General features: G+C 64.8%; 18 protein-coding genes. 9 read left to right on the top strand and 9 right to left on the bottom strand.

Annotation, left to right across the window (positions count from 1 at the left end; genetic code table 11):
• Positions 1 to 20: 20 nt before the first annotated feature.
• The 8 genes from ACN9MZ_RS03890 to ACN9MZ_RS03855 all read left to right on the top strand — a co-directional run bounded on the left by ACN9MZ_RS03890 (position 21) and on the right by ACN9MZ_RS03855 (position 8125).
• Positions 21 to 725, top strand: coding sequence for an ABC transporter ATP-binding protein (locus tag ACN9MZ_RS03890; protein ID WP_057261435.1), 705 nt, complete (start codon positions 21 to 23; stop codon positions 723 to 725).
• Between the two features lies 1 nt (position 726).
• Complete coding sequence (locus tag ACN9MZ_RS03885) at positions 727 to 2037, top strand: ABC transporter permease (protein ID WP_426340988.1); 1311 nt, start codon at positions 727 to 729, stop codon at positions 2035 to 2037.
• 8 nt (positions 2038 to 2045) lie between these two features.
• The gene (locus tag ACN9MZ_RS03880) at positions 2046 to 3281 is read left to right on the top strand and encodes an ABC transporter permease (protein ID WP_426340987.1); all 1236 of its coding nucleotides are present in this window, start codon (positions 2046 to 2048) and stop codon (positions 3279 to 3281) included.
• 156 nt (positions 3282 to 3437) lie between these two features.
• Positions 3438 to 4790: a sigma-54-dependent transcriptional regulator gene (locus tag ACN9MZ_RS03875; RefSeq protein ID WP_426340986.1), complete on the top strand. Its 1353-nt coding sequence runs from the start codon at positions 3438 to 3440 to the stop codon at positions 4788 to 4790.
• Between the two features lie 143 nt (positions 4791 to 4933).
• Positions 4934 to 6238, top strand: coding sequence for a sensor histidine kinase (locus ACN9MZ_RS03870; RefSeq protein ID WP_426340985.1), 1305 nt, complete (start codon positions 4934 to 4936; stop codon positions 6236 to 6238).
• A 79-nt stretch (positions 6239 to 6317) separates the two neighbouring features.
• The gene (locus ACN9MZ_RS03865) at positions 6318 to 6548 is read left to right on the top strand and encodes a hypothetical protein (protein WP_426340984.1); all 231 of its coding nucleotides are present in this window, start codon (positions 6318 to 6320) and stop codon (positions 6546 to 6548) included.
• 5 nt (positions 6549 to 6553) lie between these two features.
• Positions 6554 to 7309, top strand: a complete 756-nt coding sequence (locus ACN9MZ_RS03860; RefSeq protein ID WP_426340983.1) for a spermidine synthase — start codon at positions 6554 to 6556, stop codon at positions 7307 to 7309.
• Between the two features lie 186 nt (positions 7310 to 7495).
• The gene (locus ACN9MZ_RS03855) at positions 7496 to 8125 is read left to right on the top strand and encodes a Crp/Fnr family transcriptional regulator (RefSeq protein WP_426340982.1); all 630 of its coding nucleotides are present in this window, start codon (positions 7496 to 7498) and stop codon (positions 8123 to 8125) included.
• Here the strand turns inward: ACN9MZ_RS03855 and ACN9MZ_RS03850 are convergent.
• Both ACN9MZ_RS03850 and ACN9MZ_RS03845 read right to left on the bottom strand, forming a co-directional pair.
• Entirely contained in the window at positions 8122 to 8745 is a 624-nt protein-coding gene (locus ACN9MZ_RS03850) for a Crp/Fnr family transcriptional regulator (RefSeq protein WP_426340981.1), read from the bottom strand. The genes ACN9MZ_RS03855 and ACN9MZ_RS03850 overlap by 4 nt on opposite strands.
• A gap of 92 nt (positions 8746 to 8837) precedes the next feature.
• The gene (locus ACN9MZ_RS03845; protein WP_426342862.1) at positions 8838 to 10322 is read right to left on the bottom strand and encodes a PLP-dependent aminotransferase family protein; all 1485 of its coding nucleotides are present in this window, start codon (positions 10320 to 10322) and stop codon (positions 8838 to 8840) included.
• A 70-nt stretch (positions 10323 to 10392) separates the two neighbouring features.
• Between ACN9MZ_RS03845 and ACN9MZ_RS03840 the strand changes: the two genes are divergently transcribed.
• Positions 10393 to 11040 (top strand): pyridoxamine 5'-phosphate oxidase family protein, encoded by a 648-nt coding sequence (locus ACN9MZ_RS03840; protein ID WP_426340980.1) that lies wholly within the window; start codon positions 10393 to 10395, stop codon positions 11038 to 11040.
• Here the strand turns inward: ACN9MZ_RS03840 and ACN9MZ_RS03835 are convergent.
• The 7 genes from ACN9MZ_RS03835 to ACN9MZ_RS03805 are packed head-to-tail and all read right to left on the bottom strand — an operon-like array spanning position 11027 to position 19087.
• The gene (locus ACN9MZ_RS03835; RefSeq protein ID WP_426340979.1) at positions 11027 to 11815 is read right to left on the bottom strand and encodes a PPK2 family polyphosphate kinase; all 789 of its coding nucleotides are present in this window, start codon (positions 11813 to 11815) and stop codon (positions 11027 to 11029) included. The two genes, ACN9MZ_RS03840 and ACN9MZ_RS03835, sit on opposite strands and share 14 nt — an antisense overlap.
• A gap of 26 nt (positions 11816 to 11841) precedes the next feature.
• On the bottom strand, positions 11842 to 13512 hold the full coding sequence (locus ACN9MZ_RS03830; RefSeq protein WP_426340978.1) for a hypothetical protein: 1671 nt from the start codon (positions 13510 to 13512) through the stop codon (positions 11842 to 11844).
• Positions 13509 to 15578, bottom strand: a complete 2070-nt coding sequence (locus ACN9MZ_RS03825; protein WP_426340977.1) for a hypothetical protein — start codon at positions 15576 to 15578, stop codon at positions 13509 to 13511. Before ACN9MZ_RS03825 ends, ACN9MZ_RS03830 begins: the two co-directional genes overlap by 4 nt.
• Positions 15562 to 16578, bottom strand: coding sequence for a BatA domain-containing protein (locus tag ACN9MZ_RS03820; protein ID WP_426340976.1), 1017 nt, complete (start codon positions 16576 to 16578; stop codon positions 15562 to 15564). The genes ACN9MZ_RS03825 and ACN9MZ_RS03820 overlap by 17 nt, the downstream gene beginning before the upstream one ends.
• The gene (locus tag ACN9MZ_RS03815; protein WP_426340975.1) at positions 16575 to 17465 is read right to left on the bottom strand and encodes a DUF58 domain-containing protein; all 891 of its coding nucleotides are present in this window, start codon (positions 17463 to 17465) and stop codon (positions 16575 to 16577) included. Before ACN9MZ_RS03815 ends, ACN9MZ_RS03820 begins: the two co-directional genes overlap by 4 nt.
• A gap of 3 nt (positions 17466 to 17468) precedes the next feature.
• The gene (locus ACN9MZ_RS03810) at positions 17469 to 18470 is read right to left on the bottom strand and encodes an AAA family ATPase (protein WP_426340974.1); all 1002 of its coding nucleotides are present in this window, start codon (positions 18468 to 18470) and stop codon (positions 17469 to 17471) included.
• The gene (locus ACN9MZ_RS03805; RefSeq protein ID WP_426340973.1) at positions 18467 to 19087 is read right to left on the bottom strand and encodes a DUF4159 domain-containing protein; all 621 of its coding nucleotides are present in this window, start codon (positions 19085 to 19087) and stop codon (positions 18467 to 18469) included. The genes ACN9MZ_RS03810 and ACN9MZ_RS03805 overlap by 4 nt, the downstream gene beginning before the upstream one ends.
• Positions 19088 to 19090: the final 3 nt, after the last annotated feature.

The raw sequence follows: 19090 nt of genomic DNA, 5'->3' as shown, positions 1-19090 counted from the left end.
CCCTTACGGAGAGGCAAACCATGCTGCGCATGAATAACCTGAGCAAAGTCTATCGCACCCACATGATCGAAACCCACGCGCTGCGCGGCTTCGAAATCGAAGTCAAGCAGGGCGAATTCGTCACCGTCACCGGCCCATCCGGTTCCGGCAAGACCAGCTTCCTGAATATCGCTGGCCTGCTGGAAGACTTCACCAGTGGCGACTACGTCCTGGACGGTATCAACGTCAAAGGGATGGACGACAACGCCCGCTCGCGCCTGCGCAACGAAAAACTGGGTTTCATCTTCCAGGGCTTCAACCTGATTCCCGACCTGAGCCTGTTCGACAACGTCGACGTTCCGCTGCGCTACCGCGGCTTCAACGCCGCCGAACGCAAGGAGCGTATCGAAGACGCGCTGGCCAAGGTCGGCCTGGCCTCGCGCATGCGCCACTACCCGGCAGAACTGTCGGGCGGCCAGCAGCAGCGCGTGGCCATCGCCCGCGCCCTGGCCGGCTCGCCAAAACTGCTGCTTGCCGACGAACCGACCGGCAACCTGGATACCCAGATGGCGCGCGGCGTGATGGAACTGCTGGAAGAAATCAACGCCGAAGGCACCACCATCCTGATGGTGACCCACGACCCGGAACTGGCCCAGCGTACCCAGCGCAACGTCCACATCATCGACGGCCAGGTGTCCGATCTGGTGCGCAAATCGCCGTCGCTGGTGGTCGCCAAGGAGGCCTGAGATGATCCAGTACTATTTCCTGCTGGGCGTGCGCAGCCTGCGTCGCAACCCGATCCTGACCGCGCTGATGGTGCTGATCCTGGCGGTCGGCGTAGCCGCCAGCGTGTCGACCCTGACCATCCTGCACGTGATGTCGGGCGACCCTATCCCGCACAAGAGCGAGCGCCTGATCGTGCCGCTGGTCGACAACGGACCGCTCAAGGGCTACACCCCGGGCGAGCGCGAAGGCGACGAGATGTCCTACCGCGACGCCGTCAACCTGCTCGCTTCCGGCCAGGGCGACCGCCGCACCGCAGTTCGCGGTGTCGACGGCACCATCGAACCGGCGCGCAAGGACCTGCCGGTATTCACCACCGAAGGCCTGTCGCCGACGCGCGACTTCTTCGCCATGTTTGAAGTCCCCTTCGTGCACGGCGGACCGTGGAGCGAAGCGGACGACAAGTCCGGCGCCGACGTGATGGTCCTGAGCGGCAAGCTGGCCGAACGCCTGTTCGGCAATGCCAATCCGGTCGGCCAGCGCGTGCGCTTCCGCGGCTTCGACTACGCCGTGGTCGGCGTGTACGGCAACTGGAAGCCGGTGCCGCGCTACCACCGGATCGTCGGCGGACCCGGCGCCTTCGGCGACCAGGACGAGTTCTACATCCCCTTCCACAACGCGATCCGCCACGAAATGGGACAGAGCGGCAATATGAACTGCAGCAGCGACCGCGGCCCCGGCTACCAGGCCCTGCTCGATTCGGAGTGCATCTGGATCCAGTTCTGGTTCGAACTGCACTCGGCATCCGACCGCCCGCAACTGCAGGCCTGGCTGGACGCCTACGCCGCCGAACAGCGCAAGCTGGGACGCCTGCAGCGCAACGCGCCGAACAAGCTGTTCAACGTGATGGAGTGGCTGGAAGAACAGAAAGTGGTCGGCAAGGACAGCCGCCTGTCGGCCATGCTGGCCTTCGGCTTCCTGCTGCTTTGCCTGGTCAACACCATCGGCCTGCTGCTGGCCAAGTTCTCGGTACGCGCACCGGAAGTCGGCGTGCGGCGCGCCCTGGGCGCCTCGCGCAAGGAAATCTTCACCCAGTTCCTGATCGAGAGCGCCGTGGTCGGCCTGGCCGGCGGCATTCTCGGCCTGGTGCTGGCACTGGGTGCACTGGCCCTGATCGGCAGTATCTCCGAGCAGATCGCCATCACCACCCATATGGACTGGATGATGCTGCTGGTGACTTTCGTCATGTCCGTCAGCGCCGCCATGCTGGCCGGGCTGCTGCCGACCTGGCGTGCCTGCCAGGTCACACCGGCCCTGCAACTGAAATCGCAGTGAGGATAACCATGGAAATCAAACCAATCTTTTCCGCGCTGATGCGCTCCAAGACCGGCCCGATCCTGGTGGCCGTGCAAGTGGCGCTCAGCCTCGCCATCCTGGCCAACGCCATGCACATCGTCAGCGTGCGCCAGGCTGTCGCCGCGCGCCCGACCGGCATCGCCAATGAAGAAGAAGTGTTCAACCTGCGCGTGAAGCCGCTCAAGCCGGGCGGCCACGAGGAGCAACTGGCGAACCAGAAAATGCAGGCGGCTGCCTTGCGCGCCGTGCCGGGCATCGTATCGGTAGCCGACACCAACCAGATCACGCTGTCCAACTCCGGCAACTACACCAGCGTGGCCGCCAGCCGCGAGCAGGAACGCAGCAACGCCAGCCCGTCCCTGTACGTCACGCCGGACTCGCTGGTCAAAACCTGGGGCCTGAAGATCATCGACGGCCGCGATTTCACGCCACAGGACGCGCCGGAAATCGACCAGAACACCAGCAAGGCCTTCCCCATCGTCGCCCTGATCACCAAGGCCACCGGCCAGAAGGTGTGGCCGGACGCGCCAAGCTTTGTCGGCAAGAAGCTTTACTACGGCACCGGCGCCGACGCACGCGAGGTGACTGTGGTGGGCGTGATCGACACGCTGCAGACCCCATCCGCCGCCATGGGCCAGGATGGCGAGATGTCGACCATGGTGCCGGCCCGCATCACGGGCAGCTCGCGCTCCCTGTACACCCTGCGCGCCGAGCCTGGCCAGCGCGACCGCGCCATGAAGGATGCCGAGGAAGCGATCCGCAAACTGCATAACGGCCAGGTGGTGGTGCGCACCACCACCCAGTCCGAAGAGCGCGTCAAGCGCTACCGCGCCGACAACGCGCTGTGCTGGATGCTGATCACCGTCAGCGTGCTGCTGATGGTGGTGACCGCCAGCGGTATCGTCGGCATGGCCAGCCTGTGGGTCACGCAGCGCCGTAAGCAAATCGGCGTACGGCGGGCGCTGGGGGCGCGCAAGCTCGACATCCTGCGCTACTTCGTCACTGAAAACCTGATGATCACCACTACCGGGATTGTCGGAGGCCTGCTTGGCGCGCTGGCCCTGAACCAGCTGCTGGTGTCAAAGCTGGAGCTGGCGCGCTTGCCGGCCGAGTATATGGTGGTTGGCGCGCTGGCCTCCTGGGCGCTCGGCATTGCCGCCGTGTATGGGCCGGCATGGCGCGCAGCTTCCATCTCGCCGGCACTGGCGACCCGTTCGGCCTAATCCCGGTCAACCTGGGTCTGCCCATGGTTTGGGTTGTGCGCCTTTGATCTTCGTCGAGAATCAAGATCTTGCAACCCAACCGCCGACCTCAAAACCGTTCGGGGTCAGCCCCTTGGGTCTGACCCCGGTTTACCGGTTTTCATGTATGCTGCCAAAATGCCAACCGTACTAATCATCGACGACAACGCCGCAGTCGCAGTCGCCCTCGAAGTCCTGTTCTCGCTGCACGACATCGAAGCGCTGCACGCAGCATCCCCGGAAGAAGGCCTCGCCCTGCTCGACCAGCGCAGCGCCAGCATCGACCTGGTGGTGCAGGACATGAACTTCAGCGCCGACACCACCTCCGGCGAAGAAGGCGTCGAGCTGTTCCGCGCCATCCGCAAGCGCCACCCCGACCTGCCGGTCATCCTGCTGACCGCCTGGACCCACCTCGACGCCGCCGTCGACCTGATCAAGGCCGGCGCCGCCGACTACCTGTCCAAGCCGTGGGACGACAAGCGCCTGATTGCCACCGTACGCAACCTGCTGGAACTGGGCCAGGCCAACCGCGCCCTCAACCAGCACCGCAGCGACGAACTGCGCCAGCGCCGCGAACTGGAACGCTACAAGCTGCACAATATGGTCTGGAACGACCCCGCCACCGAGCGTGTCATATCGCTCGCCTGCCAGGTCGCCCGCGCCGACGTGCCAGTGCTGATCACCGGCCCGAACGGCACTGGCAAGGAGCGCATCGCCGACATCATCCAGGCCAATTCCTCGGTGCGCGAAGGCCCCTTCGTGGTGCTGAACTGCGGCGCCCTGCCCGCCGAACTGATCGAAGCCGAACTGTTCGGCGCCGACGCCGGCGCCTACACCGGCGCCTCCAAGGCCCGTGAAGGCAAGTTCGAAGCCGCCGACGGCGGCACCCTGTTCCTCGACGAAATCGGCAACCTGCCGCTGGCAGGCCAGATGAAGCTGTTGCGCGTGCTGGAAACCGGCCGCTTCGAACGCCTCGGTTCCAACCGCGAACGCCAGGTGAAGGTACGCGTGGTCAGCGCAACGAATGCCGACCTGCCAGCCATGATCCGCGCCGGCACCTTCCGCGAAGACCTGTACTACCGCCTGAACGTGATCGAACTGCGCCTGCCGCCGCTGGCCGAACGCCCCGGCGACATCCTGCCGCTGGCACGTCACTTCCTCGGCCAGGAACGGCAATTGCGCCCCGACGCCGAAGCCGCCCTGCTTGCGCACGGCTGGCCCGGCAACGTACGCGAGCTGAAGAACGTGATGGCACGCGCCAGCCTGCTGGCGCAAGGCGACGCCATCACCGTCCCCGACCTCGGCCTGCCAGCAAGCACCATGAACGGCCACAGTGCAGCAACCGGTCCCGAGCAGGAACCCGACCGCGACGCCATCGTCAGCGCCCTGCAGCGCGCCAGCGGCGTGGTAGCTCAGGCCGCCGCAGAGCTTGGCCTCTCGCGCCAAGCCCTCTACCGCCGCATGGAACGCCTCGGCATCGCCCGCCCATGAGCCGCCCCCCACTACGGCCCAGCCCGTGTCCCACCATGGGGTCACACCCGAAACGGGACACGAGCCCGGCAGGTGCGCAGACGAGGCTGTGTCTCATTTGGGGTGTGACCCCATGGTGGGACGCGAGCCCAACTGCATAGGCCATGCGCTTGTCTCTTCTTACCAGATGGTCGGCGTTGGTGGGGACCCTGACGGCGACGGGAATCCTGATTGCGCTTGGGCTGGACCAGCTCTTGCCGAAGCATCCGTCCATGGTGCTTGGCATTTCACTGCTGTGCCTGGTACCGCTGGCGGTGATTACCATCCGCGCCCAGCTGCAGCGCCAGCTTTCCCTGTATCGCGCGCTGACCGGCACCGTCGCCAGCTACCGCGATGGCGACTTTTCCTTCAGCCTGCACTGGCCGCAGAACGATGAATTGAGCGACCTGGTGGCCGCCCACAACGAACTGGGGCAGGTGCTGCGCGAGCAGCGCCTTGGCCTGGTGCAGCGCGAGCTCTTGCTCGACACCATGGTCCAGCACACGCCGGTCGCCATGCTGCTGGTCACCGACAATGATGCCATCGTGTTCGGCAACCTGGCGGCGCGCCAGCTGGTCAACGAGGGCCGCAAGCTGGAGGGCCTGCGCCTGGCGGAGTTGCTGGCGCGCGTACAGCCGGCCCTGCGCGAAGCCTTGGGCCGCGGCGGCGACGGCTTGTTTACCATCGGCGACAGCGAGGAGGAAGAAGTCTTCCACCTCGCGCGGCGCAGCTTCAGCCTGAATGGCCGTCCGCACGAACTGCTGTTGCTGCGCCAGCTCACGCAGGAACTGCGCCGCCAGGAAGTCCAGACATGGAAGAAGGTGATCCGCGTTATCAGCCATGAATTGAACAACTCGCTGGCCCCCCTGACTTCGCTGGCCCATTCGGGCAGCGAACTGGTGCGGCGCGGCCAGACCGAGCGCTTGCCGCAAATCCTGGCCACCATCGAGGAACGCACACGCCACCTCGAGAGCTTCATCCTCGGTTATGCCCGCTTCGCCAAACTGCCCGCGCCGCGGCTTGAGCAACAGGACTGGGGCGCCTTCCTGGCCGCCTTGTCCGACCAGGTGCAGTTCAAGCTGCTCGGCGAAGTGCCGCCCGAAGCGCACGCCTTCGACGTCGCCCAAATGGAGCAAGCCTTGCTCAACCTGCTGAAGAATGCCCACGAATCCGGTTCGCCGCCGGAGGAAGTTGGACTCGAGCTGCGCCGCCAGCAAGGCATGCTGCGTATCGAAGTGCAGGACCGCGGCCCCGGCATGAGCGAGGCGGTGCTGGCCAACGCCCTGGTGCCGTTCTATTCCACCAAGCGCAGCGGCACCGGCCTCGGCCTGGCCCTGGCGCGCGAGATCGCCGAAGCCCATGGCGGCCGTATCGCGCTTGCCAACCGCGAAGGCGGCGGCCTCGCCGTGGCAATCATCCTGCCGCTTTGACGTAGATCAAACAGTAGCTCAATTGTGCGGCCTACCCTGGAATGTGCATGCGCCTCGCCTGCGCTTTCAGGAGAACAGCATGAAGACAGCCATGGGGACGCTGCTTGCATTGGCCGCCACGGCGGTGCACGGCTACGTGAATGTTGAAGACACCAGTTTCACGCCCGCCTCGGCCAGCTACTCGAGAACGCTGAACATCTGCGCGGTGCCGGAGCCGGCCCCATATGCCCTGCTGCTGGCGGCTCGGCGTGGCCGGCGCAGCGGCCCTCATGCGCCGCCGGGAGGCTTGAGCGCCGGGCTGGTAAACTAATGGCCATGACTTCCCGTAGATTCGACCAGCCTGGTTTTCCTCCCGCCACCATCACCGAGTTCGAAGGTGTCCGTTCACTGCACCTGGGTACGTCCTGGGTGCAGGGCGCCATGCGCCTGTCCAAGCCCGACATGATCGAGCTTGAATACGTGCGCATGATGATGATGTGGACGCTATTCATTCCCGCTCCCCGCCATATCGTCCAGCTCGGCCTGGGCAGCGCGGCCCTGACCAAGTTCAGCTACCGCCAATTCCCCAAGGCGCGCGTCACCGCCATCGAGCTCAACCCCAACGTGATTGCAATTTGCGAAGAGAAGTTCGGCCTGCCGCCGAACGACGAGCGGCTCGAGGTACGCCAGATGAATGCCATGGACTTCGTGCTCGACCCGCGCAACCACGGCACGGTGGACGTGCTGCAAGTCGACCTGTACGACGAGGAAGCGCGCGGCCCGGTGCTCGATACGCCTGAGTTCTACCAGGCTTGCTTCGACTGCCTGGGCCCGGACGGCATCATGACCACCAATGTATTTGGCGATTTCGACAATTACGCCAAGAACCTGCAGCACATGGAACTGGTGTTCGACGCGGTGGTGTGGCTGCCGGAAGTGCACGACGCCAACATCGTGGTGATTGCTTTCAAGCGTTCGCCATCGATCGATTTCTCACTGTTGTACGATCGCGCCAGCCAGATCAGGAAATCGCTTAACCTGAATGCCCGTCCCTGGGTGGACGGCATGCGCGACTGGATGGCCAACGCGTAGTATAGCTACATGCGCGCGCGTTTCCTGTTTAAATAGTTGAAGATTATCAAGTAGTTACTAAATTTAACTGGTAGTACGCAACAGTCGTCACGGCGGGATTGCCCGGCGTCTTTCAGTGGTTTATATTGCGGGGCCTGTGGTTTCAGGCAAGAAACAATATTGTCATAAAGACCAAGAGTTGCCGCAATGTCCGAAGCATTCCTAAAACAGCGAGAAGAATTCAGCGAATACTCGATGAGCCGCATCGGCGTATCGCGTGAAATGTTCGATGCCTTCAATCGCATTCTCGCCCCGCACGTGGTCGAGGTACATTTCCGCAAGGGCGAATACCTGCAGCGCGCGGGCGTGCCGGCCAGCGCGGCTTACTGGCTTTACCGCGGCGTGGCGCGGCGCGGCATGATCACGCAGGATGGCGCCGATGTGACGATGGCGTTTTCGGCGGAAGGCGATACCTGCGGATCGCACCACGACTTGCTGGCGGCCCAGGACGGCCAGCCGGCCCAGGAATTCATCATTGCGGAGACCCTGGTGACGGCGATCCGCGTGGAATGGGCCACCATGGCCCGCCTGCGCGAAGAGCACAGCATCATGCGCGAGTACTACCTGAAGGTGTCGGAGCACTCGATCCGCCGCTATTCGCAAAGCTGCCTGGTGCGCAGCATGACGTCCGCCAACTGCCGCCTGGCGGCTTTCCGCGAGCAATACCCGGGACTGGAGCAGCGCATTTCGCAGAAATCGCTGGCCTCCTTCCTGGGCATTACGCCGCAATACATGTCCACCCTGCTGCGGCAGGAGCAGGAGCAGCAGGAGCGCTAGGGGGCTTCCTGTTCGCGGCGCATCAGCTGCGACAGGTAGGCTGGCGTGATCTGCAGGTAGGACGCCAGCACCTTCTGCGAAATCCGGCGTTCCAGGTTCGGATACTCTTCCCTGAAATTGGCCAGGCGCTCTTCGGCGCTCGAAGCCGTGTGCGTGATGAAGCGGCGCGCCTGGCTGCAGACGGCAAACTCCAGCAGGCGCGTCATGTAGGCGGTCAGCACCGGGTGCTGGCTGCGCGCAACGCTCATTTGCTCCCAGTCGAAACGGAAACCCTGTACCGAGGTCTCGGCCACGATGAAGGAACGCGCCGGCAGCTCGCCGCGAAACTCCAGCAAGTCTTCATAGGCGTTCGCGATATGGCTCTCGGTGGCGAAGCGCATCGTGACTTCATTGCCGCTTTCGCTGACATAGCCCACGCGGGCCACGCCGCCGGTCAGCCAGAAGACGTCGCGCGAGGCCTGGCCAACGCGCTGCAGCAGCTCGCCGCGGCGCACCGAAAACGGCACTGCCAGGGGTGCGATGCACTGGCTGGTTTCGTCAAACAGTTGTTCGTCGACGGCGTAGCGCGCCATCATGTCGGCCTTGAAATTCTGCCGCAGCTTCAGGAAATGTTGATTCATTGCGCCCCAGTATTCGTTTTTTGTTTTTGACTACATCTGGTCAGGCCAGATTTACTTCATTCTAAAAACAAGCGGCGCAGGTCTTCGATCAACTATTTGAACTTTCGGTAAAAATTTTCGTAGGCCGTTAAATGAATGACACCGGCCAGGCGCTTGACCAGCGCATCCACCCCGGCGGGATCGACCTGGCCATAGCCCAGGGCCAGTCCGCGCCAGCTGCATTGGCCGGCCACGGCGTGCACGCTGAGGGCGTTGGCAATCATGCCTTCCTGTTCGAGGGCGCGGCGGCTGATCTCCACGTCGCTCAGGCGCGGGTCTTCCCAGCGCAGCGCAAGGTGCATGCCGGCAGAGGCACCCTGTACGCTGGCGATGCTGCCAAGGTGCCTGTCCAGCGCTTCCACCAGGGCGTCGCGCCGTTCGCGATAGACGCGGCGCATGCGGCGCAGGTGCAGGGCGAACTGGCCGCTGCGCAGGAATTCGGCCAGTGCCAGCTGGTCGGCGGCGCGCCCGCGCGAGGCCGATTGCTGGCGCATGGTGGCCAGCGGCTGCACCAGCCACGGCGGCACGACCAGGTAGCCGATGCGCAGGCCGGGGAACATGGTCTTGCTGAAGGTACCGCAGTACAGCACCGGGGCGTCCGGCTGCAAGCCTTGCATCGATGCCAGCGGCGGGCCGTCGTGGCGGAATTCGCTGTCGTAATCGTCTTCGATGATCAGCGCTCCGCAGGCACGCGCGCCGTCGATCAGGGCCATGCGGCGCGCCAGCGACAGCACGGTGCCGGTCGGGTACTGGTGCGACGGGGTGGTGTAGATCAGGCGCGGCGGACGCGCCTTCCAGTCTTCGGGGCGTGGGGCGATACCCTCGTCGTCGACCTCGATCGGCTCCAGCTTCAGGCTGGCTGCGCGGAAGGCGGCCATGGCGCCGCCATAGCCGGGGTTTTCCATCCACAGCGTTTCGCCGGCGTCGGCGCAGGCGCGTCCGCACAGGTCCAGGCTGCTCTGGCTGCCGTCCGTGATAAACACTTGCGCCGCTTCGCAGATCACGCCGCGCGAGGCGCGCAGGTAGTCGGCGATGGCTTCGCGCAGCACCGGTTCGCCGCACGGGTCGCCGTAATTCAGCTTATCGGTGGGCAGCGAACGCCAGGCGCGCTCCAGCAACCGGCGCCACAGGCCGATCGGGAAGCTTGGCAGGTCGGGAACGCCCGGCACGAAGGGCGTGCCGCTGGCGGCAGAAGCGGTGCTGTGGCGCAGGTTCTGCGCCCGTTGCGACAGGCCCTTGTGCGGGACCACCACGCTGGCTTGCTGCTGCCGGGCAGGCGCCACGGCTGCAACAATGGTGCCGCTGCGGTCGGTCACCACATAGCCTTCGCTGGTGAGCTGCTCGTAGGCGTACAACACCGTGTTGCGCGCCACGCCCAGTTCCGCAGCCAGCGCGCGCGTGGCGACCAGGCGCGTGCCGGGAGCCAGCGTGCCGTCGCGGATGGCAGAGCGCAGGCATTCGTGCAGCAGGCGTTGGCGCGGCCAGCCGTGGTGGCCGTGGCTGGCGGTGAAGTTCGAGATCAGCAGCGAGTAGTCCAATCGTGGCTCCATGGTTTTGCATACCCCTGGACCTGTTGCAGGGGCCAGCGGGACATTATAGTCCGATGCCATGAATACAACACCTCCCCCATCCGACCGCACCCGCGTGCGACGTGGCGCCGCCAACGCCGCCTATGATCCCGACCTGGTGCGCGCCATTGTCGATGCCGCCTATATCTGCCATATCGCCTTCAGCGACGGGCAGGGCGCGCACTGCATTCCGACCGCCTGCTGGCGCGAAGGCGACCACCTGTACATCCATGGCTCCAACGGCAGCCGCATGCTGAAGCAACTGATGGCGCAGGATGCCTGCGTCACCATCACCCACCTGGACGGCCTGGTGCTGGCGCGTTCGGCCTTCAACCATACGATGAACTATCGCTCGGTAATGATCTACGGCCGCTTCGAAGCGGTCGACGAGACGGAGCAGCGCCGCACGCTGGATGCCTTCATGGATCACCTGGCGCCGGGCCGCCGCCTCGAGGTCCGCGGCGGCAACGACAAGGAACATGCTGCCACCACGGTGCTGCGGATCCCGCTGGCGGAAGCGGCGTGCAAGGTGCGCAGCGGCGGGCCGAATGACGACGAGGAAGACATGGGCATCGCTGCCTGGGTGGGCGAACTGCCGTTCGTGCAACTGCGCACCGCGCCGGTCACCGATCCGGAGTGCAAGGTCGCGGCACCGGCTTATGTGCGCGAGTGGGCTAGCGAACCTTGAGTTTCAACAGCCGCTTGTCCGGCGGAGGCCAGTCGAGCCGCATGCCGCGCAGGGTTTCCAGCAGCAGGCGCGCGACCACTTCGTTGCGATAACGTTTCGAATCCGCGGGGACCACGTACCATGGCGCATGGCCGGCGTCGGTCTCCGTAATCGCATCCTCGTAGGCTTTCTGGTAGTTTTTCCAGAGTTCGCGCTGCTTCAAGTCTTCAGGGTCGAACTTCCAGTGCTTGTGCGGATCGTCCACCCGCTCCTGCAGGCGTTCTTTCTGCTCATCCTTTGAAATGTGCAGGAACAGCTTGACGATGGTGGTGCCGCTTTCTGCCAGCATGCGTTCGAAATCGCGAATCTGGGCATAGCGGCGCTTGCATTCGTGTGGCGTGATCTTGCCGAGGACGCGCGTGATCAGCACGTCCTCGTAATGGCTGCGGTTGAAGACCGCGATCTCGCCGGCCTTAGGCACTTCGCGGTGGATGCGCCACAGGAAGTCGTGTGCGGCTTCGATCTCGGTCGGCGCGCGGAAACCCACGGCGCGCAAGCCCATGGGATTGATTTTGCTGAACAGATGGCGCACGGTGCCGTCCTTGCCGGAGGTATCCGTGCCCTGCAACACGATCAACAGCTTGCGTTTGCGCTCGGCGTACAGCATCTCCTGCAGGTCGGAGATGTCGTCCAACATCTTGTCCAGCATTTCCCGATCGGGCTTGCTGTCCGATTTCGCATCCTTGTCGCGTAGCCGCAGGCGCGGCTTGGCACGGAATTCGTCGATCGCTTTCATGCGATGACATTAGCACAGCTTGCGCTTCAGCGGCGTTCACGCCACCACAGGAGCAACATGCAGAGGACAAACGCAAGGCCAGGCATCCAGCGCGGCACGGCAATAGCCCACGGTGGCGGTTCGCCGGTACGCAGCGGGGCCGGATCGACCGCACCCAGTCCGGCAACCGGCTGTGCACTGCGGCTGGCGTAACGGGCAGTCGCGTCATGCCGCAGCGCCGCCTGCCATGCCGGCCAGTCTTGCGCAGCGTACACGTAGACGGCGCTTTCCGCCTGGCCGCTCCGTAGCGGAAGCCAGCCAGCAGCGCGCGGCCACAGTGCAGCGCACGCCGAATCCGCACGCTCACTGCGGGCCTGCCAGTGCAGGGCCTCCTGTCCCACCGTGACAGCGCCCCCCGTTGCCACGCCCTGCGCGCAAATTTCAGTGCGCAAGCCTGGCAGCGGCATTGGATCGGCATCAAGCCAGCGCAATTTCTGCTCGCTGCCCAACGCGGCAAAGTCGATCACTTGCTGCCACCACTGGCCCAGAGCCGCCGGTTCGCTGATGGCGTGCCGGTGCCAGTCGCGAACGCCCAGCCACAGGATGCGGCCTTTCTGCCAGTCTCGCTGCCACAGCCAGGGCTTGCCATCCTTGTCGCGCGCGACAGGCTGCCACGCGCCGCCAGCCGTCGGCACTTGTGCGCCGGGGGCGAAGTCCAGGGTGGCGCCGGCGAATGCAAGGCGGCGCGCATCTTCCTGCTCCGTGGTGGCCGACTGCGCCGACAGCTTCAATCCTGTCCCACGCTGCCACAACGCGGCATCGTCTGCATTGCCGCCAAGTACCAGCAGCGGCAAGCCTTGGGCAACCTGCGCCAGCGCGCCCCGCAGTCCGCCGCGCTCAAGCCAGGCGGCATCGGCTACCAGTATGTTGGGGTGCGTCAGCGGTGCGCGTGCTTCCTCGTTGCGTGCCAGCGATTTGCCAAGCGTAGTTTGCCAGTCGACGATGGCGTTCGAGTCCGTCAACAGCTGGTTCAGCACGCGCGCGTCAAAGGACGGAGCGCCAAAGCGGCCCTGCACCTGCAGAGGAACGGCGTCCAGAACCCGCAGCGGAACAGGGCCTTGCGCAGCGGTCTTTCCATCCTTGTCGAGCAGGCGCGCCTGCAACACCATCGATTCAGCCAGTGGCGGTTGCCATTGCACGGTCAAGGTATCGGCCGCGGCCGCGGCGCGCGATTCGGCCAGCACCTGGCCGTTTTCAGCCAGCAGCTGCAAGCGCCAGCCGGCCTGCGGAGCGTCGCGCCGCACGGTCAGCGCGAAATTGCGGCCGAGCGGCAGGGAGCGCGGAAAGTCCAGCCAAAGCAGGCCGTTCTGTGCCGGCTTCCACTGGATAGGGCGTATGGGCATGTCACGCCATTGCGCTTCGTGCAGGCCCTGGCCTTGCACCTCCACAGGAGTATCGCGAAGCGCCGACGGAAATTGTGCCAGCGCTGCCGCCAACCGGTCGTCCGGTGCCGCAGGCGAGCCACCTGCCGTCGCCAGGACTATTGGCTGTGCACCGCCAGCAGGAGCAGCAGGGGCGGCAAGCAGGATCGCCAACGAGGCGCCGGCCGCCAGGGCCAAGGCAGCGTCTACCCAGCGCTTCTTGCGCGAATACAGCAAGGCGCTTGCCGTGCCGGCTAAAACCGCACCACCGTACAGGAAGTTGAGATCCACGTTCACGGCGCGCCCTTCCCTTGCAAGGCCTGGCCAAATCTTGTCTGCGCTTGCGGGCGTGCCTGCAACAGCACTGCCGGCTGCTGCACGGTCGCGCGCAACCAGGCACGCAGCTTGGCACGGCATGGCTGGCAACCATCGGCCACATCCTGCACTGCGGCTTGCGCCGACAGGCGCTGGTCTTCATCCTTGATCCGGGCAACCGCTTCGCGCGCTGCCTTGCTCCACAGTGAAGGCAGCGCACCGTCTCCATCCAACGCCAGCACCAGTTCGCGCACGTCGGCCGGCACGAATTCGTTGGCCGTGCCTTGCGCACGGCGGTAGCTGGCCGCGCCATTTATCTCACCGGTCATGCGCTTTTCTTCCTTGATGGCAGGCGGCACGAAGGCTGTACGGTGAAGGTAGACGCGTTCCGCCTGCTGCAATTCCTTGATGGCGCCAAGCGCTTTATACTCCGGCGGCAAGGCAGGTTTGGGGGCAATGGCGCGAAGCTGCTTCTCAGCGTCCCACATCGCCCGCAATGCGCGGCGCAGGACCTCCTTGGTGGCCGGATCGAAAATGGTGGCGTTGCCTTCCTGGTCATGGGCGTGGCCGAACTGGGCGGAGATATTGCCGGTGCCGAAACCGCCCGGGCCCTGGGTGCCGGCGCCACCGTGTTCATGGCCATCGCCATCGCCGTGTTCTTCGCCGCCGAACAGGGAAGACTCCTCGCCAAGGAATTGGCCATAGCGCAGGCGCAGCTTGGACTGGTCGCCGGCGATCTTCTCGCTGCGGGCGCGCAGTTCTGCGGCGTCCAGGCGCGGCGAGTCGGCCACCAGTTGTTCGGTGTCGATGATGATCTGGCGCTGGCTGCGCAGGTTTTCCGGTTTCACCATCGATGGCAGGGCAGTCGATTCGAGTGCTTCGCCTTGCTGGCCAGGCATGCGCAACGTGTAGGTTGGCGATTGCGAAACATGCGGGACCGGAGCGTTGTCGCTGGCGCGCACGAAGAAATACAGTTCGTCACCGGGCTCCATGCCGAGCTCTTTCAGCATCCATTGCTTGTTCCAGCTGCGCTTGCGCGGATCGGACGAAGCCGGAAGCGGGGCTTCCTTGTCGGTAAAGCGGATGTTTTCGCCGCTTCCGCGCGCGAGGGTCATATGCAGGGTTGCTTTGACGATCGCGTAGTCGTCGCCGACGCTGACGTTGAGCTGTGCGCTTTGGGCGCCGGGCTTCAGGACGCTGACCGATTCGTTCGGCGCGGCAATGGCGACTTGCGGGGCCTGGTCAGGCGTGACGCGGATTGTGTAGCGCTGGCTCGCGTTATGGCGGCTGCGCCAGAAGATGGAATCGCTTGCGATCCATTCAGCGCAGCGGCCCGCCGCCGCCTGCAAATTCTGGCCGTCGCCAAGCTCGATGGTGGCATCGGCATTGACCGCGCACCAGCGCACTTTGCTGTGCTGGGGGATTTGCAGGTCGCGCGGAGCGCCTTCACTTGGCTTCACGCGAGTGTACGGCGGAGGCTCGGCGTGCAAGCTTATACCGGCTGCGGCGATGGCAGCCTGCGCTGCCGGACCGGGGCCTGCGGGCGACGCGTACTGGGGGCCGTGCGCTGCTGCATAGGCCCATGCAGCGGCGGCCGCCACCGCTGCCAGTGCCAGCGGAATCGCGTTGAAGCGGGCTTTCTGGTTTGCGATGCCGCGTAAGCGTTCATCGTCGAGTGCTTGCTCGATACGGGCAAGCAGGCGATTGCGTTGCAGGCCGCCCAGCGGCGTGTTCGGGGCAGCAGCCAGCATTGCACTACTGTCTTCAAGTTCGGGAACCGCGTCGTTCAACCACGACGGCAATTGTTCTTCCACTCGCCTGCGCCAGAATGCAAGGTCGATTGCGGCCCAGAGCATCACCGCGGCAGCCAACACCAGGGGAGCGGTAAGCGTAAGCGTCTTGGCGGTGCCGAACGCTCCAGCGACTATCGCTGCAGCCAATGACGCCGCCGGCAGCAGTGGCACAAGCCAACTCGCGATGCGGCGGCGGATCAGGGCTTGCAGCATGCGTTGACGCACGCTGGCCAGGTGGTCAGCGGCGGCGGGCATGGGTGAGAATTCTTTCAATTGCGAACAGCGCCAGCAAGGCAAGCGCCAACCATTCGGGTGAACGGGCCAGCGCTGCGGACAGAGGGTTCTTGCGCCCGGCCTTCATGGTCTGCGCGGGCATCGGGTAAGTCGCCATCTGCGCAGTTGCTGCTTGCCAGCGCTCGTAAAGTGCGCGGGCTGCATCGACGTCCTGCAATGGCCAGTGCGTGGCGGTCCAGGCGAGGCCCTGCGGGGTTTGCGTTTGTCCGTTAGCGGCGGCGGTGCGCCACCAGAGGGGGGCCTTCCAGGAGCTTGGCGGTTCGTTGCCTGGATGGTCCCAGACTATCAGCTCAGTGCCTGTTGTCGGCGAGTCGGAGAGGACGTAGAGATTGACGCCGTCGGCGGCGGTGCTGAAGGCTGCAAACAACGCTTGCCAGCGAGGCAGGCGCTCGGCTGGCGCGGACACGACGATGTGGCGCTTGCGGGGCGTCGCAGGCATCGCGGCAACAGAGACTGGCGGCTGGGCGGCCGTGGCGGAAGGAGCGAGGCGAAGCTCTGCTGCGTGGGCCAGGCGCGGGGGCAGCGCGGGCATGGCGGCACGCGAGGCGAGGATGAGGAAGCGTGCATCGGGACGCCATTCGTGTTCGTTACGGGCCAGCCAGTTCCACAGGTCGCCGGGCAGCGGCTCGCGGGCAGCGGCGCCCATGCCTGCCGTCTGCACCTGCTGCGCAGCCCACGGCGAGGATTCGAGCGACGGGTCGATGAACACCGTGTCGCCCTTCCACGGCATGACAAGCACTGCCAGCCAGGCGATCAGCACAACCAGCAATGCCATCCGCACCAGCAGGAGCAAAACGTCCGACCAGCGCAGAACGCGCTGCTGTTGCGGCGCTGCTGCAGGCACGAAGCGCGCAGTGGCGAGAATGTCGGTGCGCGTACGCTCGCGCTTGCGCATATGCCACCACACCGGCAGCAAAAGCACCGGCAAGGCAAACCACCACAAAGGCTGCATGCTGGTCATGGCCTGCGCGCCTCCGGATTCCTCAACCACGCCCGCAGGACTTCGCCCAAAGATTGTTCAATCTGCGCTTCGCATAACGGCACGTCATGCTGGCGACATGCGGCGCGCACGGCACCGAAGTGGGAATCAAGCGCCTTGCGGTAATTGTCGCGGTCGGCGCGGGTAAAGCTATGCAGGCAAGCGCCCTCCTCCGGATCGCGATAGGCGTGGCCGGTAGGGAAATCCGCTTCCACTTCGGCTTCGGTGCGCAAGGCCAGCAGACGCACGTCGTGCCGCATATGGCGCAGGCGCAACAGCGCTTCGCTAAGCGGCGACGGCCAGTCCAAAGCATCCGTTGCAGCGAACACCATGCTTTGCGAACGCGCGAAGTGCAGGCTTGCGCGCAGGGTTTCAGCATCCGGCAGCTCTCCGGACGGCGTGACGCGCTGCAGGGCCGCCAGCACGCGCTGCAGATGGCGCGGACCGCGCGAAGCTTGCGTGAATTCGACCTTGGCATTGGAAAGCACCAGCAGCCCGAAAGCGTCGCCCTGCCGCTGTGCAATCGCCGCCACGCATGCCAGCGCCGTGCGGGCATACCAGTGTTTGCTCAAGCCATCGACGCGGCGGCTTGGCTCTGCCATCGAGGCTGTTGCATCCAGTACCAGCCAGGTCGCGACGTGGCTGTCGCGCTCCGCTTCGCGCACGTAATAGCGATCGGCGCGGGCCAGCAGCTTCCAGTCGACGCGCCGCCATTCGTCACCGGGCGCGTACGCACGGTATTCGGAGAACTCCACACCGGCGCCGCGTTCGCGGCCCGCATGAATGCCATGGCCGAGACCCGCCAGCACATGGCGGATCACCAGCTCAAGGTCGGCGGAATGCGCCAGCAGCGCGGGTGTTTCCAGCATTGCTTATTCGGGCTTGATTGCGTCGCGCAGTGCGGCCAGGATGTCGGCAATCGCAATGCCGTCAGCTTCCGCTTCGAAATTGCGCAGGACACGGTGCGCCAGAACCGGCAGCAGCATGTGGCCGATGTCCTCGCGGGTGACCGCCAGGCGGCCCTGCATCAATGCACGCGCCTTGGAGGCCAGTACCAGGGCCTGGCCTGCGCGCGGCCCTGCGCCCCAGCCAACGTGCTTCTTCACCGCTTCGACGTTCGTTTCACGCGGACGCGTGGCGCGCACCAGGCGCGTTGCATAACGCAGCAGATGCTCGCCGATTTCGATATCGCGCACCAGGGCCTGAAGGCGCAGCAAGGTTTCCACGTCCATCGCCGGCTCGGCATCTTTCAAGCCGGCGTGCGTGGTGGCCGACACCATTGCGATTTCCTCGTCTTCCGTAGGGTAACCGACATCGATATGCAGCAGGAAGCGGTCCAGCTGCGCTTCAGGCAGCGGATAGGTGCCCGCCTGCTCGATCGGATTCTGCGTCGCCAGCACGAAGAATGGACGCGGCAGCTTGTGCGTCTGGCCGGCAAAGGTCACCGAGCGTTCCTGCATCGCTTCCAGCAACGCCGACTGGGTCTTCGGCGGCGCGCGGTTGATTTCGTCCGCCAGCAGCACTTGCGTGAACACCGGCCCTTGCTGGAAACGGAACTCGCGCTTGCGCGTCGCATGGTCCTCTTCCAGGATCTCGGTACCGACGATATCGGACGGCATCAGGTCCGGCGTGAATTGCACGCGGCGGAATTCCATGTCGGTGGCTTGCGCCAGCGACTTCACCAGCAGGGTCTTGCCCAGGCCCGGCACGCCTTCCACCAGCGCATGGCCGCCGGCCAGCAGGCAGATGACCAGCGAATCGATCACTTCTTCCTGACCGATGATGACGCGGCCCATGCTCGCCTTCAGTGCCTTCACCTTGGCGTGCAGTACGCCGATCTCGTTCTCGCTCCAGCCGCTCTCAGCCACGGTCATGCTCCCAACGCGTATTGAATGATGTTGACTGCGAAGCGCGTGTTGTCGATTGCCAGCCAGCGCTTGTTGCGGAAGTCGTAATCCCACTCGCAGCCATAGTCCTTGTTGCTATATAAAAGCCTGATGCGGCCGCCGAATACCACGGCCTTCAGGTAGTCGTGCACCAGGTCGTCGCCCCAGCCATTCAGCTCCATCCCGGTATTCGGCGGGCCGTCGAACTTGAAGAAGGCCGAATACAGCGGATGGTTGTTGGGGATCTTGTGCAACGCCTTGGGGCCGAAGATCTTTGCCACTTCCGCCTCGAACGATTTCGCAAACAAGCCGTCGATGTCGTGATTGCAGTCGTCCACGAAAACAAAGCCGCCGCCACGCACATAGCGCTCGAAGTTCTTGCGCTCGGCGGGCGTGAACTGCACCAGCTTATGGCCCGCCAGGTAGCAGAACGGCGCCTCCAGCATCTTCGGATCGGACAGCGCGACGATGCGTTCAACGGGATCAACTTTCAGGGTCGTGTATTCGACCAGGGAGTTGAGCACATTGCTCGGCATGCGGATATCGACATCCCAGTCGCCCGACTCGTAAGTCAGGCGCGTGAAGTAGAAATCGTAGGCGGGCATTCC

The organism is Pseudoduganella sp. S-14 (assembly GCF_049913285.1).
GTDB lineage: Bacteria > Pseudomonadota > Gammaproteobacteria > Burkholderiales > Burkholderiaceae_D > Rugamonas.
This window is presented reverse-complemented; position numbering and strand designations above follow the sequence as displayed.